General features: G+C 63.6%; 18 protein-coding genes. 11 read left to right on the forward strand and 7 right to left on the reverse strand.

The features are described 5' to 3' along the window. The first annotated feature begins 179 nt into the window (after nt 1-179). The 3 genes from LB547_RS01770 to LB547_RS01780 all read left to right on the forward strand — a co-directional run bounded on the left by LB547_RS01770 (nt 180) and on the right by LB547_RS01780 (nt 2717). Nucleotides 180-1475 (forward strand): DUF445 domain-containing protein, encoded by a 1296-nt coding sequence (locus LB547_RS01770; RefSeq protein WP_140762761.1) that lies wholly within the window; start codon nt 180-182, stop codon nt 1473-1475. A gap of 69 nt (nt 1476-1544) precedes the next feature. After that, nucleotides 1545-1973 carry a phasin family protein gene (locus LB547_RS01775; RefSeq protein WP_140495715.1) on the forward strand — a complete coding sequence of 143 codons (429 nt, stop codon included), beginning with the start codon at nt 1545-1547 and terminating at the stop codon, nt 1971-1973. Between the two features lie 246 nt (nt 1974-2219). Beyond that, nucleotides 2220-2717 (forward strand): MaoC family dehydratase, encoded by a 498-nt coding sequence (locus LB547_RS01780; RefSeq protein ID WP_140555100.1) that lies wholly within the window; start codon nt 2220-2222, stop codon nt 2715-2717. Between the two features lie 35 nt (nt 2718-2752). Here the strand turns inward: LB547_RS01780 and LB547_RS01785 are convergent, their stop codons facing one another. Continuing rightward, nucleotides 2753-4198 carry an MFS transporter gene (locus LB547_RS01785; protein WP_140623312.1) on the reverse strand — a complete coding sequence of 482 codons (1446 nt, stop codon included), beginning with the start codon at nt 4196-4198 and terminating at the stop codon, nt 2753-2755. A gap of 136 nt (nt 4199-4334) precedes the next feature. Here LB547_RS01785 and LB547_RS01790 point away from each other — a divergent pair, with 136 nt between their 5' ends. Beyond that, nucleotides 4335-5225, forward strand: a complete 891-nt coding sequence (locus LB547_RS01790; RefSeq protein ID WP_140762764.1) for a LysR family transcriptional regulator — start codon at nt 4335-4337, stop codon at nt 5223-5225. 23 nt (nt 5226-5248) lie between these two features. Here the strand turns inward: LB547_RS01790 and LB547_RS01795 are convergent, their stop codons facing one another. After that, nucleotides 5249-6649, reverse strand: a complete 1401-nt coding sequence (locus LB547_RS01795) for a PLP-dependent aminotransferase family protein (protein ID WP_140762767.1) — start codon at nt 6647-6649, stop codon at nt 5249-5251. A 108-nt stretch (nt 6650-6757) separates the two neighbouring features. On the opposite strand from LB547_RS01795, the gene LB547_RS01800 reads away from it, so the two are divergent. Continuing rightward, entirely contained in the window at nt 6758-7657 is a 900-nt protein-coding gene (locus LB547_RS01800) for a DMT family transporter (protein WP_140521057.1), read from the forward strand. On the opposite strand, the gene LB547_RS01805 is transcribed toward LB547_RS01800, so the two are convergent. The 3 genes from LB547_RS01805 to LB547_RS01815 form a co-directional block, all read right to left on the reverse strand. Next, nucleotides 7654-8694 carry a zinc-dependent alcohol dehydrogenase family protein gene (locus LB547_RS01805; RefSeq protein ID WP_140495721.1) on the reverse strand — a complete coding sequence of 347 codons (1041 nt, stop codon included), beginning with the start codon at nt 8692-8694 and terminating at the stop codon, nt 7654-7656. The genes LB547_RS01800 and LB547_RS01805 overlap by 4 nt on opposite strands. Before the next feature lie 133 nt (nt 8695-8827). Continuing rightward, nucleotides 8828-9478, reverse strand: a complete 651-nt coding sequence (gene maiA, locus LB547_RS01810; RefSeq protein WP_140517184.1) for a maleylacetoacetate isomerase — start codon at nt 9476-9478, stop codon at nt 8828-8830. 4 nt (nt 9479-9482) lie between these two features. Beyond that, nucleotides 9483-10181 carry a fumarylacetoacetate hydrolase family protein gene (locus LB547_RS01815; RefSeq protein WP_140517182.1) on the reverse strand — a complete coding sequence of 233 codons (699 nt, stop codon included), beginning with the start codon at nt 10179-10181 and terminating at the stop codon, nt 9483-9485. 226 nt (nt 10182-10407) lie between these two features. Here LB547_RS01815 and LB547_RS01820 point away from each other — a divergent pair, with 226 nt between their 5' ends. Next, nucleotides 10408-11091: a response regulator gene (locus LB547_RS01820; protein ID WP_140762770.1), complete on the forward strand. Its 684-nt coding sequence runs from the start codon at nt 10408-10410 to the stop codon at nt 11089-11091. A 9-nt stretch (nt 11092-11100) separates the two neighbouring features. Here LB547_RS01820 and LB547_RS01825 read toward each other — a convergent pair whose 3' ends face one another. Together LB547_RS01825 and LB547_RS01830 are read right to left on the reverse strand one after the other, a co-directional pair. Then, nucleotides 11101-12441, reverse strand: a complete 1341-nt coding sequence (locus tag LB547_RS01825) for a hybrid sensor histidine kinase/response regulator (RefSeq protein WP_140495725.1) — start codon at nt 12439-12441, stop codon at nt 11101-11103. A gap of 8 nt (nt 12442-12449) precedes the next feature. Then, entirely contained in the window at nt 12450-13586 is a 1137-nt protein-coding gene (locus tag LB547_RS01830) for an FIST signal transduction protein (protein ID WP_140656516.1), read from the reverse strand. Nucleotides 13587-13891: 305 nt separating this feature from the next. Here LB547_RS01830 and LB547_RS01835 point away from each other — a divergent pair, with 305 nt between their 5' ends. From LB547_RS01835 to LB547_RS01855, 5 genes are all read left to right on the forward strand, one after another. Then, a complete protein-coding gene (locus LB547_RS01835) occupies nt 13892-14380 on the forward strand; it encodes a (2Fe-2S)-binding protein (RefSeq protein WP_140495727.1) in 489 nt (162 codons plus the stop codon). 89 nt (nt 14381-14469) lie between these two features. Further along, on the forward strand, nt 14470-16818 hold the full coding sequence (locus LB547_RS01840; RefSeq protein ID WP_140762772.1) for a xanthine dehydrogenase family protein molybdopterin-binding subunit: 2349 nt from the start codon (nt 14470-14472) through the stop codon (nt 16816-16818). Nucleotides 16819-16930: 112 nt separating this feature from the next. Further along, entirely contained in the window at nt 16931-17728 is a 798-nt protein-coding gene (locus LB547_RS01845; protein WP_140521051.1) for an FAD binding domain-containing protein, read from the forward strand. A 192-nt stretch (nt 17729-17920) separates the two neighbouring features. Then, nucleotides 17921-18943, forward strand: a complete 1023-nt coding sequence (locus LB547_RS01850) for an acyltransferase family protein (RefSeq protein WP_140762775.1) — start codon at nt 17921-17923, stop codon at nt 18941-18943. Nucleotides 18944-19182: 239 nt separating this feature from the next. Beyond that, entirely contained in the window at nt 19183-20562 is a 1380-nt protein-coding gene (locus LB547_RS01855) for an OFA family MFS transporter (RefSeq protein ID WP_140495731.1), read from the forward strand. Nucleotides 20563-20673 lie beyond the last annotated feature (111 nt).

Consider the following 20673-nt stretch of genomic DNA (forward strand, 5'->3'; position numbering starts at 1 on the left):
CATTTTCTCGGCGAAACACCAGAGCGGTCCAGTGATCGGCAGAATGGCCGACCGCCCTAACTCTTTGTTTTCACGCAATTCCCTGGGGAAAGCGCTAGGCGCTTTTCCAGGGAACAGCGTTACACACCTTTCCTGGAATGCTCTAAATAGATCAGAGATCGACGAGGAGCGGCTCTGACATGTCACAATCAGCCACGGCCCTGGCTTCCGGCGGATATGATGCCGACGCGCATGCCAAGATTGTAATGCTGCGGCGGACCAAATTCGTCGCCACGGCGGCACTTGCGCTTTGCGTCGCCGTGTTCGCCCTGGCCAAGTCCTTCGAGAGCACCTATCCCTGGCTCGGCTTCGTCGCCGCTTTTGCCGAGGCGGCGACCATTGGCGGCCTGGCCGACTGGTATGCGGTGGTCGCGCTGTTCAAGCGGCCTCTCGGTCTGCCGATCCCGCACACCGCGATCATTCCCGAGAACCAGAACCGTATCGCCGATAATCTCGGCCGTTTCATCGAAGCCAATTTCCTTGCCCCCGAGCCGGTGCGCGAAAAGTTGGCCGAGGTCGATTTCTCGGCGCTCGTAGCCGACTGGCTGGCCGATTCCGAACGTGCCGCGGGCCTGTCGCGTTTCGTCGTGCGCCTGGTTCCGCAGACGCTTGCCGCCGTCGAGCAATCGGGGCTGCGCGGCTTCGTCACCAGCCGGATGCTGGAGCAGATCGAAAAAGTGCCGCTGGCGCCGTTGGCGGCCGAATTGCTCTCGGCCCTGACCGACGATCGCCGTCACCAGAGGCTGTTCGATGAGTTCATCAAGGTGATCGGCCAGTTCCTCAACGATGAACAGGCGCTGACGACCATGCGCGAAAAGATCCGCGAGGAACTGCCGTCGCTGTTCAACCTGTTCAGGGCCGACGCCTATCTCCTGAAGAAGATCGTTGCCTCGGCCGGTTCGCTGCTCGACGAGATGAGAGCCGATCCCGACCACCCGATGCGCACCGAATTCGACCGTTTCGCGCAAGCCTTCGTCGAGCGGCTGAGAACGTCGAAGCAATATGCAAGGCGCGCCGAGAAGCTGAAGCGCGATTTCCTCGCCAGGCCGGAAGTCAAGGCGCTGGCCGGCGACATGTGGGAAAGCCTCAGGCTGTTCATCGAGCAGGATGCCAAGGCGCCGCGATCGATGATCCGCGCGCATCTTGCCAACATGTTCGTCGAGGTCGGCCGGCATCTGGCCGGAGACGCCAAGATCAGGGCCGACATGAACCAGGGATTCGTGGTGGCGCTGTCCTCTTTCGTCGAGAGCCAGAAGAGCGGCGTATCGAAATTCATCGCAGACCAGGTCAAGCGCTGGGACCTGGCGCAGCTGACGCGGCTGATCGAGATGAATATCGGCCGGGACCTGCAATATATCCGCTTCAACGGCATGATCATCGGCGGTCTGGCCGGCATCGCGCTTTACACCGCGGAGCGGCTGTTTCTCGTCAATTGACGGGCGCACGCCATGCTCTATTCTCATGGGCGGGCATCAGCAGTCGCGGCAACAGGGGAGCAGATGAGCATGGCCAAACAACCGGATTCCGATTCCTTCACGGACATGTTCGGCCGGTTCGGCCGTGACCTGAAACTGCCCAATGTCGATGTCGAGGCGATCCTCGCGCACCACCGCAAGAACCTTGAAGCACTGGAGAAATCGGCGCGGGCAAGTGCCGCCGGCGCGTCGTCGCTGTTCTCCAGGCAACGCGAGATGCTGCAGGACACGCTGCGCGAAATTGCCGACATGACGCAAGGCTACAGAGCGCCCGGCACGCCGCAGGACCTGATGGCCAAACAGACTGAGTTCGCCAGGAAATCCTTCGAGACTACGTTGAAGAATGCCAGCGAAGTGGCCGAGCTGGTCAGGAAATCCGGCACCGAATCGGTCGACATCCTGCGCATGCGCATCAAAGAGGCGATGGAGGAAATCCGCGCCGGCTACGAGAAGAAGTAGCTTGCGTGACAAAGACCGGTTGCCTGCCAACCCTGCGCCAGGCGAAGTTTGTTCGGATGCTCTTCATCGGCCGCTATGCCTTTACACCATGGGTACCCTCAAATGCCAAGGCCGGGCGAACACGGCTTGACGTAGAGTGATGCCAGGATTCGCATCGATCCCAAGGGGACCGAATCATGCAGGGCGAATTGACAGAGGCCGCCGGTTCGTGGTCCGGAAGCGTTGGAAGCTATCGGGAAAACAGGAATGACCGAAAAACGGCCTAAGACGCCGCCGACCTACGAGCAGTTGAGGACGATGTCCGGGCAGGAGCTTGGCGTCTCGGAATGGACGACAGTCGACCAGAACCGTATCAACCAGTTCGCCGAATGCACCGGCGATCATCAATGGATCCATGTCGACCCCGAACGGGCGCGGCGGCAAAGCCCGTTCCGCACGACGATCGCCCATGGCTATCTGACGCTGTCGATCATCGGCGCGCTGGCGCTCGGCATGGGAATCGTGCCCGAGAACACGCAGGCCGCCTTCAACTACGGCTTCGACAAGGTGCGTTTCCTGGCGCCGGTCAAGGTGGGCGCACGCATCCGGCTGCGCACCACGCTGCTGTCCATGGAGGACAGGGGGCCGGGCCAATACCTGATGAAGGCCGCCAACACCGTCGAGATCGAGGGCGAGGAAAAGCCGGCGCTGACGGCCGAGACGCTGGTCATGCTCTATGAGCGCCGCAAGCGGGCAGGGGCCTGAGCGGCATTCGCCCAAGCCCCCTGAATTGATCTTCGTCAGGCATTCTCCGCCCGCCGGCTCGGCAAAAGGCTGAGCGCCAGCGCCGCCACCGCCAGTGCCGTTGCCGTCTGGAAGGTCACCTGCATTCCGCTGGCCGCCGCCGCTGACGTCAGCATGCCTTGGCCGCCGGCTTCACGTCCTCCGGCCGATGCGGCGGCGAATATGGCGCCCATGACGGAGGCGCCCGTAATGAGGCCAAGGTTGCGCGAGAGATTGAGCAGGCCGGAGATGACGCCGCGTTGACCGGCGCCGACGCTGCGCATGACGGCGGCGTTGTTCGCTGTCTGGAACAGGGCATAACCGAAGCAGGTCACGGTGATGGGGACGACATAGCTGGCGATGCCGAGTGTCGTTATCGCCAGGGACAGGAGGAACGTGCCCGTGGCAAGGCCGAGCAGGCCCGCGACCATCATCCTTTTGGCTCCGAAGCGATCGGCAAGGCGTCCGGCGAGCAACGCCGACAGCGCCGAAACCAGCGGGCCTGTCGAGAGCACCAGTCCGACGTTTGCCGCGTCCAGTCCGAGCCCGCGCGAGAGATAGAACGGCGCAACCACCAAGGTAGCCATCATCACGGTGGCGACGATCAGATTCATGGCCAGGCTGGCGCTCAGCGAGAGATCACGGAAGGCGGAAAGCTCGACCAATGGGTTTTTCGCCATACTTTGCGCCGTGGCGAACAGGAAGATGCCGATGCCAGCCGCGACCAGCAGGCCGATGTTGATGAGCCCGAAACTGCCTCTACCCAGCGTCATCGCCAGCGCGTAGGCCGCCAATGTCAGGGCCAGCAGGCCCGTGCCCAAACCATCGAAGCCGGCTTGACCGGTCCACGCCGTCCGGTTGCCGGCAGGCAAAGCACGCCAGGCCATTGCAAAGGTCAGGATGCCGAGCGGCACGTTGACCAGGAAAATCGAACGCCAGCCGAGAGCGGCGATCAGCAGGCCGCCTATGGAAGGGCCGAGCGTGGTGCCGATGGCCGACATGGCGCCGAGCAGGCCCATGGCGCTGCCGGTCCTGGCCTTGCTCACCGTCTCGGCGACAACGGCCAATGTCAGCGCCATCATCAGCGCCGCGCCAAGCCCTTGCACCGCCCGCGCCGCGATCAGCAGCCACAAAGCCGGCGAGAGGCCGCAGAGCACCGACGCCGATGTGAACAGCGCGATGCCGAAAAGCAGCAGCGGCCGCCGGCCGAGCATGTCGGCGAGGCGCCCGGCACTGACGATCAGGATGGTGATGGCGAGCAGATAGGCAATCACGACCCATTGCACCTGTTGGAACGAGGCATCGAATGCCTGCATCAGCGAGGGAAGGCCGACGCCGGCGATGCTGGTGCCGAGCGACGACAGCAGCGTGGCCAGCGACAGGCTCGCCAGCGCCCATCCAGCCGATGGGATTTTCTGTGCGACCGATGCGTGCTCGTTGCGATGTTGCTCAGTGACTGCCACGGCGATCTCCCTTTGTCGGCTTCGGGTAGAAGCTTCGAAGATCTAATCGTTTGCAGGATGTGGCGGAACGCGCAGCATTTGCATTCTATTCGTGCGTTGCACGCCACATCAGCGGATTTCGTGCTAGGATCGAACCATGTCGCCGCCCGATCTCAACCTGCTCGTCGCCCTCGATGTCCTGCTGGACGAAGGCAGCGTGGCGCGTGCGGCGACGCGATTACGGCTCAGCCCCTCGGCGATGAGCCGCACGCTGGCGCGCCTGCGCGCGGCGACGGGAGATCCGCTGCTGGTGCGGGCCGGTCGCGGCCTTGTTCCAACACCACGCGCGCAGGAACTGCGCCAGCAGGTCGGTCGTGTGGTTCAGGATGCGGAAACGCTGCTGCGCCCGGCGAGGCTGCTTGATCTGCCGGGCCTGGAGAGGACCTTCACGCTGCGCACCAATGAAAGCTTCGTCGAGGAGTTCGGGCCGCGCCTGATCGCCCGGATCCAGGCCGATGCGCCGGGCGTGCGGCTGCGTTTCGCGCCGAAGTCGGACAAGGACATGGCGTCACTGCGCGAAGCGGCGATCGACCTGGAAGTAGGCGTGGCCGGCGAGACCGGGCCGGAGGTGCGCATCCAGGCGCTTTTTCGCGACCGTTTCGTCTGCGCGGTGCGCAGCGGCCATCCGCTCGGCCAGGGCGCGATGACGCCGGAACGCTATGCGGCTGGCCGCCACATCAATGTTTCGCGGCGGGGCCGCGAAAGGGGGCCGATCGACGAGGCCTTGAGTCGGCTCGGATTGCAACGAATGGTCGTGTGCATGGCTTCCGGTTTTTCGGCCGCGCTCGCGATGGCGCGCGCCTCGGAGCTGATCGCCAGCGTGCCCGAGCGGCATACGCAAGGCGCGCGCGTCGGCATGCAGACTTTTTCCCTGCCGGTCGACATTCCGGCGGTCACCATTTCCATGCTCTGGCATCCGCGGCTCGATGCCGATCCGGCGCAGCGCTGGCTGCGGAGTTGTGTGCGCGACATTTGCGTGAAGTCCTGATCGCGCAAGCCGCGCCGCAGCCGTCAGCGCGGCATGGCTGCCTCCAGCACCTTGAAAATCCGCTCGTCTTCGCATTGTGCAACGTTGAAGCGCAGGAATCGGCTGGCTGATCGCGACAGGCTGAACGCGTTCCCGGGCGCCAGCACGACATTGGCCGCAAGCGCGCGGCGGGCAATCTCGGCTGCGTCCACTGCATCCGGCAGGCTGCACCAGAGGAACAGACCGGCGGGCTGCTCGATCCAGGGCGTGATCCCGATCGCCTTCAGCCGAGCGCCTGTCTCGATCATGGCGCGTGAGAGCCGGGCGCGCAGCAGGTCCATGTGCTTGCGATAGCTGCCATCCCTGAGCAGGGTCAGCACCAATTCGGCCGCGAGCCGCCCGCCGCCGAAGGTGGTGGCGATCTTGAGGTCGGCCAGCCCTTCCATCCAGTCACGGGGCGCGGCGATGAAGCCGCAGCGTATCGAGGCCGAAAGCGTCTTGGAGAAACTGCCGATATGGACGACACGCTCGAGACCGTCGAAAGCCGCGAGCCTTGGGGCAGGAGCGTGTTCGAAATCGGCGAAGATGTCGTCCTCGACGATGGTCAGGTCCGATTGATCGGCGAGCTTGAGCAGCCGGCGCGCGGTGACCGGCGACAGGATCGCGCCGGTCGGGTTGTGGATGGCGGAGTTGGTGATGTAGAGGCGCGGCCGATGCTCGGCCAGCGCCTGCGCGAACAAGTCGATATCCGGTCCCGATGGCGTATAGGGGACGCTGACGACCTTGGCCTGATGGGCACGCAACAGTGCGTGGAAATTGAAATAGCAGGGATCGTCCACCAGCACTGTATCGCCGGGTTCGAGCAGGAACCGGCACAGGAGGTCGATGGCCTGCGTGCCCGATTCCGTCAGCATGATCTGTTCGGGGGAAGCCTCGATGCCATGCGTGGCCATGCGCCGCGCCAGCAATTGGCGCAGCGGCGGCAGCCCGAGCGGCGTGCCGTAGTCGGCAAGGGCCACATCATCGGCGCGCGCCACGGTGCGCAGCGCGCGACGTAGCGCTGCCTGCGGCATCCACGAGGCGGGCAGCCAGCCGCAGCCGGGCTTCAGCATCTCATCGCCCGCTTCCAGCGACTGCCGCGAAACCCAGAGCGGATCGACGGCGCGATCGAGTCGGGGGCCGATCTCGGCGAGCGACAGCGGCGCCAGCGATCCGGCGGCATAAAAGCCGGAGCCTGGCCGGGAACGGATCGCGCCTTCCGCCGCCAGGCGTTCATAGGCCTCGACCACTGTCGATTTGGAAACCTGCATGGATTTGGCGAAGGCGCGGATAGAGGGCAATCGGGCGCCGGGCGTGAGGCTGCGCGCGGCAATTCGCTGGCGGATGGTGGCCATGACGCCTTCGACAAGGGTTCCGCTGTTGTCGAATCTCGCTGATACGTTCATCTGTACCTTCCGGCAAACCATTACAGTTTTGTTGAATTGTACTGCATTGTCTCTGGTGACGCCATGGGTATGGGCCCGATAGAGGGCGCAACGGATGGAGTGCCTGCAATGGACAAGACGACGAGCGGCTGGGTGAGCGGATTCATCGGCGTGTTGATTTTCAGCGGCTCCTTGCCGGCAACGCGCGTGGCGGTGATGGATCTCGATCCGACATTCCTGACGTCGGCGCGCGCGGTGATAGCAGCTTTGCTTGGCCTCGCGCTGCTGCTCGTCTTCCGCGAGAAGCGCCCGGAACGTCATGACCTGATGTCGCTTGTCATCGTCGCGTTGGGTGTGGTGGTCGGCTTTCCCTTGCTGACAGCCTTGGCGCTGAAGCATGTCACCTCTGCTCATTCCATCATCTTCGTCGGCTTGCTGCCGCTGGCGACCGCGATCTTCGGCGTGCTGCGCGGGGGCGAGAGGCCGAGACCGGCCTTCTGGCTGTTCTCATGCCTCGGCAGCGCGTTGGTGGGTGGGTTTGCCCTTGCGCAAGGCATGACGGCCTCACCCGTTGGCGACGCACTGATGCTTGCCGCCATCATCGTGTGCGGCCTGGGCTACGCAGAAGGCGCCGCGCTGTCGCGCAGGCTGGGCGGCTGGCAGGTGATCTGCTGGGCGCTGGTGCTGTCACTGCCGGTCATGCTGGTGCTGACCGTGGTCACCCTGCCACCGTCCTTCGCCACGGTCGGGACCAATGCATGGATCGGGCTTGCCTATGTCTCGCTGTTCAGCATGCTGATCGGCTTCGTGTTCTGGTATCGCGGCCTCGCGCAAGGCGGCATCGCCGCCGTGGGGCAGTTGCAACTGCTGCAGCCCTTCTTTGGCCTCGCCCTGGCGGCGTCCCTGCTGCATGAACAGGTCAGCCCCCTGATGGTCGTCATCACGCTCGGCGTGGTGCTGTGCGTATTCGGCGCCAAAAAGTTTGCCAGGCGGGATTTGCCACGGCCCGCAACCGGCGCCGCTGGCTAAAACTTCGTCACCACACCGATGCCGATGCCTTCGAAGCCGCCCATCGCCATCAGGGCGGCGGGCGCTTCCTCAAGGCTGATCTTCTTTCCGACCAGAAGCTCGGGTTTCAGCTTGCCGGTGCGGATCATCTCCATCATCGCGGGGTAGCGGTAGGCCTGCATGCCGTGGCTGCCGAGGATTTCGAGTTCGAACGCGATCACCTTGTCCATCGGCACCTGCGGGCGGGCGTGATCGCCCAGCATCAGGCCGACCTGCACATGGCGCCCGCGCCGGCGCAGATTGGCGATCGAATTGAACGAGGTCGTGGGATGACCGAGTGCATCCATGGACATATGCACGCCGCCATTGGTGATCTGCTTGACCGCCTTGACGACGTTCGGGGTCGTCGCCGCGTTGATGGTCGCCACCGCGCCGATCTTCCTGGCGAAGTCCAGCTTCTCTTCGGTGAGGTCGATGGCGATGACATTGGCACCCATGGCGCTGGCGATCATGATCGCCGACAGGCCGACACCGCCGCAGCCATGCACCGCCACCCATTCGCCCGGCGTCACCCGGCCCTGATCGACGATGGCGCGGAACGAGGTGACGAAGCGGCAGCCGAGGCTGGCGGCAGTGGCGAATTCCATTTCGTCGGGCAGGCGCACGAGGTTGGTGTCGGCGTGCTCGATGGCGACATATTCGGCGAACGAGCCCCAGGCGTTGAAGCCCGGCTGGGACTGGTGCTCGCAGACCTGGTGATTGCCGGACGTGCATTCGAAACAATGGCCGCAGCCGACGGCGAACGGGACGGTGACGCGCTCGCCAGCCTTCCAGCGGGTCACCTGCTTGCCGGCGGCTACCACGACGCCGGCCAGCTCGTGACCGGGGACATGCGGCAAGCGGATATCGGCGTCATGGCCCATCCAGCCGTGCCAATCGCTGCGGCACAGGCCTGTCGCCTCGACCTTGATGACGACGCCGTCCGGCGCCGGCTTCGGATCGGGAACGGTCTGGATCGTCGGCGCCTCGCCGAATTTTTCGAAGACGACGGCTTTCATCGGCAACTCCACCTTGCGCGCACTTCGGGAAACGATAGCCGATTCCCTGGCCGGTCAAGCGGAAATCGATTCCGCCAGACAAGCCGGCCGTTTGGGCATACGCCGATGGCGACGCTGCGCGTCGCCGAAAAGGTTACTCGGCATCGATCTGGTTTTGCGGCGCGGCGTTCTGAAAGGCCGGCAGGGCCATGCAAGCGGCGTTGATGCGCGAGATCGTCGGGTAGGGCGCCATATCGACGCCGAAACGGGCATTGCTGGTGACTTGTGCCGCCAGGCAGATATCGGCCAGCCCCGGCGTGTCGCCGTGGCAGAAGGTGCCGGTCTCGGGCGAAGCCATCAACAGGTCTTCGAGTGGCTTGAAACCCTCTTTGACCCAGTGCCGGAACCACTTGGCGACATCCTCGTCGCCGGCGCCGAACAGGGTTCGCAGCGCGGTCAGGATACGCAGATTGTTCACCGGATGGATATCGCAGGCAATCATCTGCGCCAGCATCCTGACACGGGCGCGCCCAACTGCGTCCTTCGGCAGCAGAGGCGGTTCGGGCGTCGTCTCGTCGAGAAATTCGATGATCGCCAGCGATTGCGTCAGCAGGGTGCCGTCGCCCAGGATCAGCGCCGGCACCAGGCCCTGCGGGTTGACCGCGAGATAGGCCGGTTCGAGATGCTCGCCATGGCGCAGGTGATGCGGCACGTAGTCATAGGTCAGCCCCTTCATCTCCAGCGCAATCCGCACCCTGTAGGAGGTGGAGGAGCGGTAGTAGTTGTGAAGGACGATGTCGCTCATGCACTCACCGATTTGGCTGGCCGATGGTCACTTCGATCGTGCCGATGCCGTCGACGCCGCCGGTCATCGTCTCCCCAGGGTTGACCGCGCCGACGCCGGCCGGCGTGCCGGTGAAGATGAGGTCGCCTGGCTGCAATTCCATGCCTTCGCTGCAGATCGAGACGATGTCGGAGATCGGCCAGATCAACTCGGCGAGGTCGGCGTCCTGCCGGACCTTGCCGTCGACGGCCAGCCAGATACGGCCTTGGCTCGGATGGCCGGATTTTTGCGCGGGAACCAGAGGACCGCACGGCGCGGAGCGGTCGAAAGCCTTCGACCAGTCCCAGGGCCGCGCCGCTTTCTTGGCTTCGTCCTGGAGATCGCGGCGGGTGAGGTCGATGCCGACGGCATAGCCCCAGACATGATCCAGCGCCTGGGCGCGCGGGATGCGGAAGCCCGGCTTGCCGATCGCGGCCACCAGTTCGATCTCATGGTGCAGGTTGGTCGTCAGCGGCGGGTAGGGGATCGTGGCGCCGGAGTCGGCCACCGCATCGGCGGGCTTGGTGAAGAAGAAGGGTGGATCGCGCTCGTCATTGCCGAACTCCCTGATATGCGCGGCGTAGTTGCGCCCGACGCAAAAGATGCGGCGCACCGCAAATCGTTCGTTCGAGCCGGCCACCGCGACCGAGGGCGTTGGCGGAGCGGGGAGGACAAAGGCGGTCATGGTCTGTCTCTGCTGTTGGATGTCGGGGTCGCGGGCACCTTCGGCCGAATTAAGGGGTCGGGCAAGGCGTCGCTTTTCATAAAGCATTGGCTTGCCGGCCCGTATAAGGAATCCGGAGTTTCCATCACTTTCGCGGCGATGCATCCTCCGTTGGGATAGACTATTTGCCAATAAGTCGGCCATGGTCGCGGGATTATGCTGCGGCCGGCAAACCGAAACGAGCCACATGACAGCAGCCACTGACAGCGCCCGGTTCCTGATCATCGACGATCATCCGCTGTTTCGCGAGGCGCTGCACAGCGCCGTGCAGATGGCCTATCCCGAGGTCGACACGGTGGAGGCGCGCTCGATCGCCGAGGCACTCGACCTGCTGGCCGGGACAAAGCCGTTCGACCTTGCCCTGCTCGATCTCAGCATGCCCGGGGTGCACGGCTTCGAGGGGTTGCTGCAGCTTCGGACCCGCTATCCGCGCCTGCCCGTGGTCATCGTGTCCGGTTACGAGGAGCCCAAGATCATCTCCGAGGCGCTGTCCTACGGTGCTGCCGGCTTCATCCCGAAATCGGCGCGCAAGAGCGATCTGGCCAACGCTATACGCTCGGTTATGGAAGGCGCCATCTATGTTCCGGAAAGTTATGAGGGCCGCCCGCCCGACGCCGACAGCACCGACCGCGCCGACATGGTGCAGCGCCTTTCGACATTGACGCCGCAGCAGTTGCGCGTGTTGCAGATGCTGCGCCAGGGCCTGCTCAACAAGCAGATCGCCTATGAGCTGCAAGTGGGCGAGACCACGGTCAAGGCGCACGTTTCGGAGATCCTGCGCAAGCTCAACGTCTACAGCCGCACGCAAGCGGTGATCGAGGTTTCGAAGCTTGATAATGCGGAGCTTTTCAGGGATCAGGCGGGGTTTTGAGGGGCAGGTCTAAGCCAGCAGATGTGCCAGCAGCGCCCTTAGTTGCGCGGGCTTGAGCGGCTTGCGCATCAACTCGATGCCGCCGGCCCGCGCCGCCTTGGCGACGGCTTCGGAACTGTCGGCGGTGACGATCAGCGCCGGCACCGCGCGGCCGAGATAGCGGCGGACCTTCGATATGGTGGCGGTGCCGAGATCGCCGCCGTCGAGATGCTGGTCGGCTATGACGATGTCGGGCACCCAGTCCGTGTCGCCGAGCATGTCGAGCGCGTCGTCGGTCGAGGTCGCGGCGCGCACCAGGCATTGCCAGCGTTCGAGCAACGAGGTCATCGCCTGCAGCACCTCGACATCGTTCTCGACCAGCAGAACCTTGGTGCCGAACAAGCCATAGCCGCGCGGCCGCTCCAGGCTTGCAGCGCTGGCGACGGCGTCCGCCGTGGCACCGATGCCGACGGGGACATCGATGTGAAAAATCGTGCCGCGACCGACCTTCGAGGAAAACGTCACGGGATGGCCGAGCGCGCCGGCGATGCGCCGCACGATGGCCAGCCCAAGGCCGAGGCCGCCGCCGGCGAGTTCGGCATTGGCAGGCATGATGCCGCGATGAAATTCCTCGAACACCGCCTCGCGCTGGTCGTCGGGAATGCCGCAGCCGGTGTCGGCGACATCGATGCGGATGGCATCGCCGCGGTGCCTGGTGCCGACAAGGACACCGCCCGAGCGGGTGTAGCCCAGCGCATTGGAGAGGATGTTCTGCAGGATGCGGCGCAGCAGCGTGCGATCGGAGCGAACCACGGCGTTGACGGCGCGGAATTTCAGCGACAGGCCTTTCAGTTCGGCCACAGGCTGGAAATCCGACCGCAGCGACGAGAACAGCGCCTCCAGGCTGACGTCGCCAATGTCGGGCTGGACCACACCCGCATCGAGCTTGGAGATGTCGAGCAGCGTGCGCAGCAGGTCCTCCATCGTCTCCAGCGAGCGCTCGACCTGCCGTACCAGTTTCCGGCCCTCGTCGCTGGTCTGCACTTCGGCAAGGGCGGAGACGGACAGATGCGCCGCATTCAACGGCTGCAGCACGTCGTGGCTGGCCGCCGCGAGAAAGCGGGTCTTGGACAGGTTCGCCTGCTCGGCATTTTCCTTGGCGGCGCTGAGGTCGATGTTCGATTGTTCCAGCCGCCGCAAGGTCGAGTGCAGTTCCTCGGTGCGGGCGCGTACCCTGCTTTCCAGTGAGATCGCGGTCTGGAACAGCGAGAAGGCGTTGCCTTGCTGGTCCATCGAGCGCTCGACGCGGCTGACCAGCGCAGCGTTGATCTTCTTCAGCCTGTCGGGATCGTCTATGTCCTTGAGGGGCACGGCAGCGCTCACTCGGCGGCCGGGCGCTCGCCGAAGGCGATGCCGGTGAAGGTCTGGTTGAGATGCATCGACCGGTATTGTTCGCCATAGGTGCCGAAGCCGATGACGTTGTTGACCCGGTAGAGTTCGGAAATCTCGCGAAAGACCTGGCGGTTGCGCGCATCCAGCCGGCGCAGGACACAGTCGAAGCCGATGATCATGTCGATGCCGCCAAGCCTCGCCTCGACGTCGAGCAGAGCCGCGCGGGTCGATTCCACCATGTCCTTGGGTTGGGCGATCGACAGCACGACACCATCGTCGATGGCGCAGAAGAACGACAGCGAGCCGTCCGCATGCATCTTCTGGATGGAGCGGCAGTAATATTCACCGCCTACCTTCACCACCACCGGATGCGAGGCGAAGCTCAGCGGTGTCAGCGTCTGCGCGACGATGCCGACCGAAGCGGCATATTCCTCGGCCGCATTGGTGGCATTGAACTCGCGCACGATGCGGTGATCGGGATCGGACGCGGTGACCACCAGCTTTTCGTCGGTGGGAACGAAATTGTCGGTCTTGAAGACATGGAAAGGGATTTCCGTGGCGACCAGCACGATGATGGCGCTGTCGGAGGTGACCTTGCCGTTGGAGATCAGGCTCGTCGTCTCGAATTTCAGGTCGTCACCGGCGGAACCGCCGAGCAGCGGAATGTCGTCGAGGCCCCAATGGATGGCTGAACTCACAGCTTCCTCGGCATAGGACAGTCCGTCGATGAAACAGAGCGCGAAGGTGTTCCCAGCCCGCTCGCCGCCGATGCGCCCATGCAGCGTGCGTCGCAGATCCTCGACATCACCAGTGACCCTGTCCAAGCCCGATGACGACAGGTTGTCGACCGTGGTGCTGACCGCGGTAAACGACGCCGAAGGGAGCAGCATGGCGAGGATATGGCCCTCCTCGAGGCCCTGCGGCGTGATTTCGCCGGCGGTCGAGCAGCCGGCGTAGTGTAGCGCCGGCGCATGGGCCGCGATTGCGCGCGAAAGGGCGCCGGCCTCGACAAGGCGCTGGGAAAAGAACAACAGGGCGAAGCCGGCCTCGATGGCGGCCGCCTCCGCCGCCACCGCGCGTGCGAAGACGTCCGGGTCGGGCTCGTCCGTGGTCAGCGCCGACAAACCGCATGCGTAGCGCGTCCGTGAAACGGTCAGCGACGTTCTCCCGCATTTCCTCCGACGCTGCCTGTGCACGGCTGTTTATGTGCTTCTTGCGCGCCAACGTCGAAAGCCATTGTTGCCGCCAATCGGCATTTTGGCAATGGGGCGAGGGCAATGCGTGTTTCGCCCTGCCATGGCCGAAAGTACAATGATCCGGCTTTGCGCTGCGCTGTTTTTTACGGCTTGTGCGGTGTACGAATAACGCATGGCCGAAGCCAACACCGCGTCGGCAGCGTGATGACCAAGGTGATACCCAGGGAGGATTCATGTCGGACGTTTCGTTGATGGTGAACGGAAAACAGGTCCGCGGTGCGGCCGAGGACCGGACGCTGCTGGTTCACTTCTTGCGGGAGAATCTCGGTCTCACCGGTACCCATGTCGGTTGCGACACCTCGCAATGCGGCGCCTGCGTCGTCCATGTCGACGGCAAGGCGGTGAAATCCTGCACGATGCTCGCGGTGCAGGCGTCCGGATCGAGCGTGGTGACGATCGAGGGGCTTGCCAATGGTGCCGACCTGCATCCCGTGCAGACGGCGTTCAAGGAGCATCACGGACTGCAATGCGGCTTCTGCACGCCGGGCATGATCATGACGGCGACCGACATGATCAAGCGCCACCCCGAAGGCCTCGACGAAGCGACGGTGCGCGCAGAGCTCGAGGGCAACATCTGTCGCTGCACCGGCTACCACAACATCGTCAAGGCGATCCTCGCCGCATCGGAGGGGATGAGCGGCAAGGTCAGGCAAGCGGCGTGAGAAAAGTTGAGTAGTGAGTAGTCGGTACGAACCGGCGCCGATCTCCACCACTCACTACTTCCTACTCACTATTTCGGGAGGAATTTCTGATGGGCATTGAAGGTGTTGGCGCTAGCGTGGCGCGCAAAGAAGACAAGCGGTTCATCACCGGCGCCGGTCGCTATGTCGACGACATGGTGGTGCCCGGCATGAAGCATGCGGCCTTCGTGCGCAGCCCGCACGCGCATGCCCAGATCGTGAAGATCGACGTCGACAAGGCTCAAGCCATGCCGGGCGTCATCGGCGTGCTGACCGGCAAGGAGCTGAAGGCCGATGGTATCGGCAATCTCATCTGCGGCTGGATGATCCATTCCAAGGACGGCTCCCCGATGAAGATGGGAGCCTGGTCTCCGCTGGCGTTCGACAAGGTTCGCTATGTCGGCGATGCAGTCGTCGTCGTGGTCGCCGACACCAAGGGGCAGGCGCGCGACGCCGCCGAAGCGGTCGAGATCACCTACAATGAACTCGAGGCGGTGGTGGATGCGACGAAGGCGCTCGAAAAGGGCGCTCCGCAACTCCATCCGGAAGCCGAAAACAATCTGATCTTCGACTGGGAGATCGGCGACGCCAAGGCGACCGACGCGGCGATCAAGGCGGCTTCCCACGTCACCCGCATGAAAATCGTCAACAACCGGCTGGTGCCCAACGCCATGGAGCCGCGGGCAGCGCTGGGCCACTACGACAGGGCAGAAGACCACTATACCTGCTGGACGACCTCGCAAAACCCGCATGTCGCCCGGCTGGTGATGAGCGCCTTCTACAACATCGCGCCGGAAAACAAATTGCGCGTCATCGCGCCCGATGTCGGCGGCGGTTTCGGCTCCAAGATCTATATCTATCCCGAAGAGATCGTCTGCCTGTGGGCGTCCAAGAAAACCGGCGTGCCGGTGAAATGGGTGGCCGACCGCACCGAGAGCTTCCTCTCCGATGCGCATGGCCGCGATCATGTCTCGACAGTGGAAATGGCCTTCGACAAGAACAACAGGATCACCGGTCTCAAGGTCGACACGTTGGCCAATCTCGGCGCCTACATGTCGCTGTTCTCGTCCTGCGTGCCGACCTATCTCTACGCGACGCTGCTGTCGGGCCAGTACGATATCCCGGCGATCCACGCCAATGTCCGCACGGTCTACACCAACACGGCACCGGTCGATGCCTATAGGGGGGCAGGGCGGCCCGAAGCCACCTATCTCATCGAGCGCACGATGGAGACCGCGGCGCGGGAACTCGGCGTCTCGCCGGCGGAGCTTCGGCGGACCAACTTCATCACCACGTTTCCGCACCAGACGCCGGTCATCATGAACTATGACGCCGGCGACTATGGCGCCTCGCTCGACGCGGCGATGGAGGCCGCCGACTATGCCGGCTTTGCCGGACGCAAGGCGGAGGCCGCCAGGAACGGCAAGCTGCGCGGCATCGGCATGAGCTGCTACATCGAAGCATGCGGCCTGGCGCCGTCGGCCGCGGTGGGCTCGCTCGGCGCCGGCGTCGGCCTTTGGGAATCGGCCGAGGTGCGCGTCAATGCCGCCGGCACCATCGAGGTGCTGACCGGCTCGCACAGCCATGGCCAGGGCCATGAGACGACCTTCGCGCAACTGGTCAACGAACGGTTTGGGGTGCCGATCGACAGCGTCTCGATCGTCCATGGCGACACTGACAAGGTGCAGATGGGTATGGGTACCTACGGCTCGCGCTCGGGCGCGGTCGGAATGTCGGCGATTGCCAAGGCGCTGGACAAGGTCGAGGCCAAGGCCAAGAAGATCGCGGCGCACCTGCTCGAGGCCGACGAGGGCGACATCGTCATCGAGAACGGCACGCTGAAGGTCGCCGGCACCGACAAAAACGTGCCGTGGTTCCAGATGGCGCTGGCGGCCTATACCGCTCATAATTTGCCCGGTGGCATGGAGCCGGGATTGAAGGAGACGGCGTTTTACGACCCGTCCAATTTCACCTTTCCGGCCGGCTGCTACATCTGCGAGGTCGAGATCGATCCGGAGACCGGAACGACCGAGATTATCCAGTTCGTCGCGGCCGACGATTTCGGCAACATCATCAACCCGATGATCGTCGAGGGCCAGGTGCATGGCGGCATCGCGCAGGGCATCGGCCAGGCACTGCTCGAAGGCGCCCACTATGATGCCGACGGCCAGCTTCTGACAGCGAGCTACATGGACTATACCATGCCGCGTGCGGATGACCTGCCTTCGTTCAAGGTCTCGACCTCGAACACGCCGTGTCCGGGCAATCCGCTCGGCATCAAGGGCTGCGGCGAGGCCGGCGCTATCGGCTCGCCGCCGGCGGTGATCAACGCCATCACCGACGCCATAGGAATCTCTGACATCGCCATGCCGGCTTCGCCGTCTACGGTGTGGGCCGCGATCCGTGCGGCGAAGCATTGAAAAGCGAATAGCGAATAGGGAGTAGCGAGTAGGGGAAAAGCGTGATGCGAAGGGAAGGTCCTATTCGCTACTCGCTATTCCCTATTCGCTCTTTCCCAAAGGGAGAGAGACAATGTACGCAGTCAATTACCACCGCGCCGCCTCAGTCGCCGATGCCGCGAAGCTCGTCACGGGCGGCGACGCCAAGTTGCTGTCGGGCGGCATGACCCTGATCCCGGCCATGAAGACGCGGCTGGCGGCCCCCTCCGATGTCGTCGACCTGTCGCGGATCAAGGAGTTGCAAGGGGTGACAGTGTCCGGCAGGACGGTCACGATCGGCGCCGCCACCACGCATTTCGATGTTGCCAGCGACGACAGGTTGAAACAGGCCTGCCCGGCGCTCGCGCATCTGGCATCGCTGATCGGCGATCCGGCAGTGCGCTATAGGGGCACGATCGGCGGCTCGATCGCCAACAACGACCCTGCGGCCGATTATCCAGCGGCCATGCTGGCGCTAAATGCCACCATCATTACCAACACGCGCCAGATCGCGGCCGACAAGTTCTTCACAGGCCTGTTCGAGACGGCGCTGGAGGACGGCGAAATCCTCACGGCCGTCACCTTCACCGCACCGGCAAAGGCAGCCTATAAAAAATTCCGCAATCCGGCCTCCCGCTACGCCATTGTCGGCGTGTTCGTGGCCAAGGGTGAGGACGGCGTCAGGGTGGCCGTGACCGGGGCCGGCGACGATGGCGTCTTCCGCTCGAAGGAGATCGAGGCCGCGCTCGCGAAGGACTTCGTGGCTTCGGCGCTCGACGGCGTCAAGGTGCCGGCGACCAAGCTGATGAGCGATATCCACGCTTCCGCCGACTACCGTGCCAATCTGGTCGCGGTCATGGCTAAGCGCGCGGTGGCCGCCGCCAACGCCTGATTCCTTCCTGCTCCTGTCAGGCAGGAGAGGGACTTCTCGCCCCTTTTCCGCAGATGGGCGCATTGTGGCAATCTCGCACTTGCACAAAGCGATATTGCACTGCACTATGCCGGCGATCAAACGCGAGCCGGGTTCGGAGTGTTCATCACGACCTGCGACCCTATTCGCATGTTTCAATGCGAAGGGAGCGGCATGACCGACATCTCCGCGACGCATGTTGTGCCGCCAAGATCCGTCGCCGACAGATCCGCCAGGACAAGACTGGCCTATCTCGACGGCTGGCGCGGACTTTCGATCGCGCTGGTGCTCATTGGCCATTTCTTTCCCGTTGCAGGGATCAATCTCGGCGTACTGGGCGTCGAATTCTTCTTCGTGCTCAGCGGCCGGCTGATGGCCGAGATCCTGTTCGTCGAGCGCTACCCGCTGAAGAAATTCTTCAAGCGCCGCTTCTCCCGCATCTATCCCGCGCTGCTGGTGTTCGTGATCGTTTCGATGATTGCGCTGTCGGGCACGTTCGTCGCCTTCAAATGGAAGGCGGCGCTGACGGCGCTGACATTCACCTACAACTATGCCGGAATTCTCGTGAACCGCGCCGGCGCGCTCGACCACATCTGGTCGCTCTGTGTCGAAGAGCATGCCTACATCATCCTGGCAGCGATCAGCGCACTTGTCGCAAGCCGTAGCCGCGTCATCCCGCTGCTCCTGGTGCTGGCGGTGCTGGCCATGGCAAACGGTGCGGTTTCGTACTGGTTCCTGCACATGGACTACGAGACCACATACTGGCGCACCGACGTGCATATTGCGTCGATCCTGCTGTCGGCCGCCATCTGCCTGCTGAAGACCGACGGCAAGCTGCCGGCCCTGTTGAAGGGCCCTTATGTGGCGGTGGCGGCGGCCATCTCGGCGGTGCTTCTGTTCATGGACCCGGTACCAACCCCGATCCACTATCTGGTCGCCGTGCCGCTCCTGGCGCTTGCCGTCAACGCTCTCGATTTCAGCACGAGATTGTTTTCTGGACTGCTGTCGTCCTGGCCTATGGCGACGTTGGGTCTATGGTCCTATTCGCTCTATCTGTGGCAGCAGCCATTCTACAAATTCGTCTATGAGCGAGGCAGCGACCCATGGCTGATGCTGGCTGGGGTCTTTGCCTGCGCGCTCTGCAGCTATTATGTCATCGAGCGGCCGTCGCGTGAGTGGCTGAACCGCAACTGGTGAGTGACGCCGCAGTGTCCCTCCCTTGCGTTGCCTAGCGGCCAAGGTCAGCCTCGCTCGATGCCGCCTGTCCGGCAGCTTGTTTGGTAAGTTCGTCCTAATATAGCCAGGGGTGACCTGGCGATCTGCTTGCCGGATAGCCCAATGTCCTTAGACATTGGTATTATGGCAGTTATTCCTTGTTGTCCCGCCCCGTGCTCCGCCTAGTTTATTCGAATCGGAGCATTGCATGGGAGGATGGAATGGCAACGACCAGGGAAAACGCTGGCGGCTGGCTCGACCGCTCGCGCACGATCGCCGAGCCCGGTTTCAGCAGATGGATGGTGCCGCCGGCGGCGTTGTGCATTCATCTTTGCATCGGTCAGGCCTACGCGTTCAGCGTCTTTAACCTGCCGATGTCGAAACTGATCGGTATCACCGATTCGGCGCCCGACGACTGGAAGCTGACCGGACTCGGCTGGATTTTTTCGATCGCGATCCTGTTTCTTGGCCTCGCGGCAGCCTTCGGCGGCGGTTGGCTGGATCGCGTCGGCCCGCGCAAGGCGATGGTCGCGGCCGCCTGCTGTTTCGGCGGCGGTTTCATCGTGTCGGCGCTCGGCGTCACCTTGCATCAACTGTGGATCATCTATCTCGGCTACGGCGTCCTGGGCGGCATCGGCCTCGGGCTCGGTTACATCTCGCCGGTCAAGACGCTGATCACCTGGTTTCCCGACCGGCCGGGCATGGCGACCGGCATGGCGATCATGGGGTTTGGCGGCGGAGCCTTCATCGCTTCGCCGCTTTCGGTCTATCTGCTGAAGCTGTTTTCGACCCCGCAGCATATCGGTGTCGCCGAAACCTTCATCGTGCTGGGCATTGTCTACTTCATCTTCATGCTGATCGGCGCTGTCATCGTCAGGGTGCCGCCCGATGGCTGGCGTCCGGCCGGCTGGACGCCGCCGACGACACAAAACACGATGGTGACAACCGCCAACGTCCATCTCGACGACGCGTTGAAGACACCGCAGTTCTGGCTGTTGTGGGGCGTGCTGTGCCTCAACGTGACGGCCGGCATCGGCGTCCTCGGCCAAGCCTCCGCCATGAGCCAGGAGATGTTCCCGGGACGCATCACGCCGGCCGCCGCCGCCGGCTTCGTCGGCCTGCTATCGATCTTCAACATGCTCGGCCGCTTCTTCTGGGCGTCGACCAGCGACTATATCGGCCGCAAGACGACCTACGCGGTCTTCTTCGTGCTGGGCGTGATCCTTTATGCAGTGGTGCCGTGGACGGGCCAGTCGGGCAACGTGTTCCTGTTCGTGCTGTTCTATGGCGTCATCTTGAGCATGTATGGCGGCGGCTTTTCCACCATTCCGGCCTATCTGCGCGATGTCTTCGGCGTGCGGTATGTCGGTGCCATCCATGGCCGCCTGCTGACGGCGTGGTCAGTGGCGGGCGTGCTGGGGCCGGTCCTGGTCAACTACATCAGGCAGTACCAGATCGATGCAGGAGTAGCGAAGGCCGATGCCTACACGGTCACCATGTACATCATGGCCGGCCTGCTCGTCGTCGGTTTCCTGCTCAACCTGATGATGCGGCCGGTGGATGCACGGTTCCACATGAAGGCCGAACCGGCTGCAGCGTAAGGAGAGTGATCATGGCGCAAGACAACAGCAATTCTGTCAAATTGGTCCTTGCCTGGCTGCTGGTCGGCATCCCGCTGTTGTGGGGGTTCTGGACGACGCTGGTCAGTGCAG

Origin of the sequence: Mesorhizobium sp. B264B1B, assembly GCF_020165765.1 — a bacterium.
Taxonomy (GTDB): domain Bacteria; phylum Pseudomonadota; class Alphaproteobacteria; order Rhizobiales; family Rhizobiaceae; genus Mesorhizobium.

Coding starts and splice junctions, on each gene's coding strand:
- LB547_RS01775 (WP_140495715.1), top strand. CDS start 1,545: ATGGCCAAACAACCGGATTCCGATTCCTTCACGGACATGTTCGGCCGG.
- LB547_RS01815 (WP_140517182.1), bottom strand. CDS start 10,181: ATGACCGCCTTTGTCCTCCCCGCTCCGCCAACGCCCTCGGTCGCGGTG.
- maiA (WP_140517184.1), bottom strand. CDS start 9,478: ATGAGCGACATCGTCCTTCACAACTACTACCGCTCCTCCACCTCCTAC.
- LB547_RS01820 (WP_140762770.1), top strand. CDS start 10,408: ATGACAGCAGCCACTGACAGCGCCCGGTTCCTGATCATCGACGATCAT.
- LB547_RS01770 (WP_140762761.1), top strand. CDS start 180: ATGTCACAATCAGCCACGGCCCTGGCTTCCGGCGGATATGATGCCGAC.
- LB547_RS01840 (WP_140762772.1), top strand. CDS start 14,470: ATGGGCATTGAAGGTGTTGGCGCTAGCGTGGCGCGCAAAGAAGACAAG.
- LB547_RS01850 (WP_140762775.1), top strand. CDS start 17,921: ATGACCGACATCTCCGCGACGCATGTTGTGCCGCCAAGATCCGTCGCC.
- LB547_RS01780 (WP_140555100.1), top strand. CDS start 2,220: ATGACCGAAAAACGGCCTAAGACGCCGCCGACCTACGAGCAGTTGAGG.
- LB547_RS01800 (WP_140521057.1), top strand. CDS start 6,758: ATGGACAAGACGACGAGCGGCTGGGTGAGCGGATTCATCGGCGTGTTG.
- LB547_RS01805 (WP_140495721.1), bottom strand. CDS start 8,694: ATGAAAGCCGTCGTCTTCGAAAAATTCGGCGAGGCGCCGACGATCCAG.
- LB547_RS01845 (WP_140521051.1), top strand. CDS start 16,931: ATGTACGCAGTCAATTACCACCGCGCCGCCTCAGTCGCCGATGCCGCG.
- LB547_RS01855 (WP_140495731.1), top strand. CDS start 19,183: ATGGCAACGACCAGGGAAAACGCTGGCGGCTGGCTCGACCGCTCGCGC.
- LB547_RS01795 (WP_140762767.1), bottom strand. CDS start 6,649: ATGAACGTATCAGCGAGATTCGACAACAGCGGAACCCTTGTCGAAGGC.
- LB547_RS01790 (WP_140762764.1), top strand. CDS start 4,335: ATGTCGCCGCCCGATCTCAACCTGCTCGTCGCCCTCGATGTCCTGCTG.
- LB547_RS01835 (WP_140495727.1), top strand. CDS start 13,892: ATGTCGGACGTTTCGTTGATGGTGAACGGAAAACAGGTCCGCGGTGCG.